We start from the raw sequence: 4778 nt of genomic DNA, 5'->3' as shown, positions 1-4778 counted from the left end.
TCTTCCTCGGTGACCTCTCCCACGTCAGATAAGCGGGCTCCTCAATCGAAGAGCCCGCTTCTGATAGTCGGTCAGCCCAAACTGACGGACCTTCCCACCGTTCGCGCATTGGATGACATTTGGAACGAGGTTCAGTCCCGTCCTCTCTGGGCACCGACCACTTTTTGGAAGTGGTTCAAGCTCAACCTGCGCATGCGCACCCGGCTTATTGACGAAAAAAAAGTCGATGTCATCGCACCTCGCTACAAAGTAAACGAGTGCGCCAGCTGCACTGATAACTGCTGTATCGGGCCGCACTCCACGGTCTTGCTCCGTCTACGTGATATCGCAACCCTCATTGATCTCGACCGAACTGAACTTATGACCCATGAAAAGCCAAAGTTCTCAGATGAGGTACTCGCCAGCCGACACGCACTTAAACGCCAAACCGAAAGTCGAGACTGGAATGATTTCCCTGTACTCAAGCAAAATAGCTTTCATGCCTGTGGAGCCCTGGATATCGAGGGGCGCTGTACGCTCTATCCACATTGGCCGGAGACCTGCGCGCGCTTCCCTTACTCACTAGACACCGAGAACCTTGAAGTATTTTATTCGCGCCGCTGCGACTCCTTTTGGGTTCGTCCGGATGCTCAAAACGAAGTGCATGCCATGCGGGAAGCGGCCGTGGCTGCTTATAACTCCCGGATAAAAGACCAGCTTATGTTGGCTTTTGCGCAGGAACGCCTTAGAGATTTAGGACTCGTCAGATTTCTTCGCTCCTCTGCCAAGCCGTGATAAGTTGAGCATCATGTCGCTATCAATCCATGATTGAATAGGGACACGATTAAGCCGTCAGAGGCATGACGGCGGGCTTATTTTTTCGATAAGTCCCTGAAAGGAATGAAACGGTCATCATGCGTTGCCACATTCGAACATCCTTGATCATTGGCTTGCTCTTAATCATTCCAGGGCAGGCATTTAGCGCGAATTCAAAAATTGCCGAACTCAAAGCAGTCAGCGGAGAAGTATGGCTGATTGTACCACCCCAAAAAGAAGAGATTCCCGCTCAAGCCCCCCAAGGCTTACTTGCCGGTACCCGTATCCGAACCGGAGCCGAGAGCAGCGCGGAAGTAGTCTTTCCTGATGGTTCCATCCTAAAAATTCGCTCAAACTCGGCGATGCAACTCTCGCCCCACAAGCGGCGAGCACAGGGCAAAAAGTCGGTTCTTCTATTTTTTGGGCGACTTTGGAACAAAGTAGTCAAAAAAGTAGGTGCTGAATCCAGTTACGAGATCACAACCGCAAACGCTGTTTGCGGGGTCCGAGGTACTGAATTCGAAACTGCTGTAGGTGAAGATGGTACGGTCAGGGTCCGTGTGCTCGAAGGAGCAGTATCCGTAGCGGGCGATGCCGATGAAAATCTACTTAAAGCAGGCACCGAAGCACAGGCGAATGAAAATGGAGTGGGTAAGAGCCGCAAAGTCTCTAAAAAGCCCGGTTGGAGGGCTTGGGATCGCTCAAAGTTGAGAAGATTTGGCCAAAAAGCCAAGCCAATCATCGACAATTTGAAGCGTTCAGCTCAATTCCGAAAGAGCCTCATCGAGAAGCTAAGAAGAGAACAGAAAAAACTCATAGATGACCACAAACACGCTAAAGACCGGCTTGAAATGGGCGACCCTCGGGCTGCAGATGCCATCCGAAGTATCAAAAAACGCCTCGATGACGTGGCCAACAAGCTCGCTGATGCCGGAGATCGAATCGGCGCCCAGGCCGGCCTTGTGGACCGGTTTGCCGACCTCGCATCGGACCCGCGTTTTAAGATGATTGACCGTAAATACCTGGAAATCGAAGCCAGAAATCTACGAAAAGTCCAAAACAATCTCGATAAACTGGTCAAAGAGGGCATCGATATCTCGGCCGCGGCCATGGACGATCTTCTTAAAGAAATGCGCAACCACGACGGTAAACTCAAGGATAAAAAGGGCTCCAGCAAGGATGATCTTTTCGGTCCAGGGGGCAATGACCTCGATTTTCGCTGATTCTCAGGCACCGGATAACCCATCGGTCAAACAAAAGTGGCCCTCAACTTCATTCTCTTTTCATAACAAACTGGCTCCGCCCCCAGAGATCCTGGTATAAATTCAACAGTGATGTCAGGGGTATGAACCCTGTCCCCGAGGGTTTCTAGCATGAGGAGTTTGGGACAGTGAGAGCTAAAAAAGACCTCATAAAAGTCGGTGTTATTGGCGGTGTCGTTCTTGTTTGTACTCTTATCGGAGAGGCAATCGACCAACATCTCGTTTTCGGAATTCTTGGCGCGGTGGCAGCAGCATTGCTCGCAACCCGTTTGGGAGGAGGCGAATCAGGTGGCCGAGTCAGTATTGACCGATTCTTAGAGCAAGTCGCCGATGGTGATTTCAACGCTGCAATGGCTGAAGCCCGCGAGACGCTGGGCCTGAGTCAGGATGCCGAAGAAGTTATTATGTCGATGCAGAATCGAAGCCGTGAACAAGGCACAAGCAGCAACGAGCTGCGAGACCTTACGGGTAACATGGGGCTGAGTTTGAATACACTCAGCGAAAGCCTCACGGACCAAGCATCTGCAATCGAACAGGTAACCCAGAGCTCTGATGCATTTCAGGTCTTTGTAAATAGCATCCACTCTGAACTTGATGGCCTGGGAGCCAGTGCCGAGGAAAGCGCATCAAGCATCAACGAGATGGTGACTATCAACAACGAGGTTCGAGAAAATATCCACAACCTCTCTCTGAGTTTGCAAGAAACGACGAGTGCCATTGAAGAGATGACGTTCAGCTCCAAAGAAGTTGCAAACAACATCGAAGAGCTAAGTACAGCAGCAGAAGATACTGCTGCGTCCATGAATCAGATGGACGTGACTATCAATCAAGTTGAAACAAACGCCAACGAAACCTCTAAACTCTCTGAAACAGTTACGAGCGACGCTGAAATCGGTGTGAATGCGATCAAGCAAACCATTCAAGGTATCGACCGGATTAAAGAGTCGAGCCGAGTGGCTGCAGACGTTATCGGAAACCTGGGTCAGAAGATTAACGAGATTGGTAACATTCTAAGCGTCATTGATGATGTTGCAGAGCAGACAAACTTACTGGCCTTGAACGCTGCAATTATTGCGGCCCAAGCCGGTGAGCATGGTCGTGGTTTTGCGGTTGTTGCCGATGAGATTAAAGCACTTGCAGAACGTACGGGGGCATCCACGAAGGAAATCGCCGAGCTCATCAAGTCGATTCAAAGTGAGTCTCGAAACGCAATCAGCGTGATGAGCCGCGGGGTCGAAGATGTTGAAGATGGTGTTCGACTGGGTCACAACGCAGAAGATGCACTCCGCAATATTGTTGATAGTGCCAAGCGCTCTACCTTGATGATTCAAAACATTGCTCAAGCCACAGTTGAACAAGCGCGCGGCTCAAAGCAGGTAACGAATGCAATCAGTCGTATCGCAGAAACCGTGCAACAAATTGCTTTGGCAACTCAAGAGCAAGCCAAAGGTGCAGAGCACATCATGCAGAGTGCGGAACGTATTAGGTCCATCACTCAGCACGTAGAGCGAAGCGCTGAAGAACAGAAACGTGGCGGTCACTCCGTAACGCAAGCCATCGAAACCATTCGAGAACTTGTCGAGCGCGTCAATGAATTCCAACAGGAGCAGGCTGATGGCTTTGACGCATCCAATATGGCAGTTCGCAATGTACGCGACGCCGGTGGCAGACTCCTCGGTGTTAGCCAAGAACTCGGTCGCTACTTGGCAGATGCAACCAACCATGTTACGCGACTCACGTCCGGCTTCAGAGAAGATTAATTCCCTGGCCGCAATGAGCCGAGAATATGTTTGGACTAGGGTTTGGTGAAATTATTCTTGTTCTTGTGGTGGCCCTCCTGGTCTTAGGCCCCGAGAAACTCCCGAAACTGGCTAAACAACTTGGGCGTGGCATGCGCGAATTCAGACGTGCTGCCAGTGATTTTCAAGCCACTCTCCAAGATGCAGACCCTACTCGCACTCAAAATCGTCCTAAAACTCCTACAAAAGCCCCTGAAGGCACCATCGACTCTAAGCAAGCCTTGGCTGCAGGAAATACAGTTGAGCCTGCTAAGCCTGCCGAGACGGCTACAGTAAAGAGCCCCGAAGACCAGCCAGGCGATAAGCCCAGCGAACAACCATAAAGTCTTTTATTATGACGCATCCACAATTTCAGGAGCCCGAAGAAGACACTGGGCGCATGACCTTTATCTCCCACCTCGGAGAACTGCGTCGCCGACTTATGTACGTGGTAGCCATTTTACTCATCGCGGCTCTCGGCTCCTTTTCTTTCGCCCCGGAGCTTTTCGATATCCTTCGAAAGCCGCTCGAAAATATTCCTGACGCGAGCATGATCGTCCTGACGCCTCTTGAGATGTTTGTGACCTATCTCAAGCTCGCAGTCGTTGCGGGCATCTTTTTAACGACTCCCTGGATACTGATTCAGCTCTGGCTGTTCATAGCCCCCGGCCTCTACCAAAACGAGCGACGGTGGCTTGCTCCGTTCGTCATCTTGGGTTCCGGGTTTTTCTGCCTAGGCGGGGCCTTCTCATTTTATGTCGTCTTGCCCCTCGGTTTTGAATACCTGGTTCAAATGGTTCCCGATTCGGTCGAAGCCAATTATTCAGTAGGTGCCTACTTCTCGCTCGTTATCCGTCTGTTGCTCGCATTTGGAATCGTTTTTGAGCTTCCTCTGGTCATGTGGATCTTGGCCGCCGCTGGGATCACATCACCTGAGTTTTTC

Annotated in this window: 5 protein-coding genes; all 5 read left to right on the top strand. The window is 50.9% G+C overall.

The features are described 5' to 3' along the window. The coding region (locus HOK28_07890) for a hypothetical protein (GenBank protein MBT6432994.1) at nt 1-774 on the top strand (774 nt) is incomplete at its 5' end. Between the two features lie 119 nt (nt 775-893). Further along, nucleotides 894-2018, top strand: coding sequence for a FecR domain-containing protein (locus HOK28_07885; protein ID MBT6432993.1), 1125 nt, complete (start codon nt 894-896; stop codon nt 2016-2018). A 389-nt stretch (nt 2019-2407) separates the two neighbouring features. Beyond that, nucleotides 2408-3817 carry a chemotaxis protein gene (locus HOK28_07880; GenBank protein ID MBT6432992.1) on the top strand — a complete coding sequence of 470 codons (1410 nt, stop codon included), beginning with the start codon at nt 2408-2410 and terminating at the stop codon, nt 3815-3817. Nucleotides 3818-3843: 26 nt separating this feature from the next. Next, on the top strand, nt 3844-4179 hold the full coding sequence (tatB, locus tag HOK28_07875) for a twin-arginine translocase subunit TatB (protein MBT6432991.1): 336 nt from the start codon (nt 3844-3846) through the stop codon (nt 4177-4179). An 11-nt stretch (nt 4180-4190) separates the two neighbouring features. Beyond that, the coding region (tatC, locus tag HOK28_07870) for a twin-arginine translocase subunit TatC (GenBank protein ID MBT6432990.1) at nt 4191-4778 on the top strand (588 nt) is incomplete at its 3' end.

The organism is Deltaproteobacteria bacterium (assembly GCA_018668695.1).
GTDB lineage: Bacteria > Myxococcota > XYA12-FULL-58-9 > XYA12-FULL-58-9 > JABJBS01 > JABJBS01.
Note: the sequence above shows the minus strand (reverse complement) of the source record. Positions and strands in the feature narration are given on the sequence as shown.

Excerpts from the sequence above, each read along its gene's own strand:
- HOK28_07885 (MBT6432993.1), top strand. The coding sequence starts at position 894 with ATGCGTTGCCACATTCGAACATCCTTGATCATTGGCTTGCTCTTAATC.
- HOK28_07880 (MBT6432992.1), top strand. The coding sequence starts at position 2,408 with ATGGCTGAAGCCCGCGAGACGCTGGGCCTGAGTCAGGATGCCGAAGAA.
- tatB (MBT6432991.1), top strand. The coding sequence starts at position 3,844 with ATGTTTGGACTAGGGTTTGGTGAAATTATTCTTGTTCTTGTGGTGGCC.